This is a genomic window from Streptomyces sp. a15 (assembly GCF_059026085.1).
Map to the genome: position 1 here is coordinate 1 of NZ_JBWLKM010000234.1, position 1310 is coordinate 1310.

Below are 1310 nucleotides of genomic sequence, written 5' to 3' on the forward strand. Positions count from 1 at the left end.
CGAGGTGAGTGCGCACCTCGACGCGCTGGAGCAGCGCATGGGCAAGAAGCTCGGCCAGCCCGACGACCCGCTGCTCGTCTCGGTCCGCTCCGGCGCCAAGTTCTCCATGCCCGGCATGATGGACACGGTCCTGAACATCGGCCTCTCCGACAAGTCGGTCCAGGGCCTCGCCAAGCAGGCCGGCGACGACCGCTTCGCCTGGGACTCCTACCGCCGCCTCATCCAGATGTTCGGCAAGACCGTCCTCGGCGTCGACGGCGACCTCTTCGAAGAGGCGCTGGAGGCGGCGAAGGCGGCCAAGAAGGTCACCGTCGACACCGAGCTGGAGGCCGCCGATCTGAAGAAGCTGGTCACCCGCTTCAAGAAGATCGTCAAGGCCGAGGCCGGCCGGGACTTCCCGCAGGACCCGCGCGAGCAGATGGACCTCGCCATCCACGCGGTCTTCGACTCCTGGAACACCGACCGCGCCAAGCTCTACCGCCGCCAGGAGCGCATCCCGCACGACCTCGGCACGGCGGTCAACGTCTGCTCGATGGTGTTCGGCAACCTGGGCCCGGACTCGGGCACGGGCGTCGCCTTCACCCGCGACCCGGCCAGCGGCCACCAGGGCGTGTACGGCGACTACCTCCAGAACGCCCAGGGCGAGGACGTGGTGGCGGGCATCCGCAACACCGTCCCCCTGGCCGAGCTGGAGACGATCGACAAGAAGTCGTACGACCAGCTGATGCAGATCATGGAGACGCTGGAGAACCACTACAAGGACCTCTGCGACATCGAGTTCACCATCGAGCGCGGTCAGCTGTGGATGCTCCAGACCCGCGTCGGCAAGCGCACGGCGGGAGCGGCGTTCCGTATCGCCACCCAGCTCGTCGACCAGGGCCTGATCGACGAGGCCGAGGCGCTCCAGCGCGTGACGGGCGCGCAGTTGGCGCAGCTGATGTTCCCGCGCTTCGACGAGGACGCGAAGGTGGAGAAGGTCGGCCGGGGCATCGCGGCCTCGCCGGGCGCGGCGGTCGGCAAGGCGGTCTTCGACTCGTACACCGCGGTGAAGTGGTCGCGTTCCGGCGAGAAGGTCATCCTGGTCCGCCGCGAGACCAACCCGGACGACCTCGACGGCATGATCGCGGCGGAGGGCATTCTGACGTCGCGGGGCGGCAAGACGTCCCACGCGGCGGTCGTGGCGCGCGGCATGGGCAAGACGTGCGTGTGCGGCGCGGAGGAACTGGAAGTCGACACCAAGCGGCGTCGGATGACAGTGCCGGGTGGGCACGTGGTGGAGGAGGGCGACCTGATCTCCATCGACGGGTCGT

General features: G+C 68.7%; 1 protein-coding gene. It reads left to right on the plus strand.

Annotation, left to right across the window (positions count from 1 at the left end; translation table 11 throughout):
* Window positions 1-1310 (plus strand): PEP/pyruvate-binding domain-containing protein (locus tag AC5P09_RS51835; RefSeq protein ID WP_493880613.1); only part of this gene is annotated, 1310 nt, incomplete at both ends.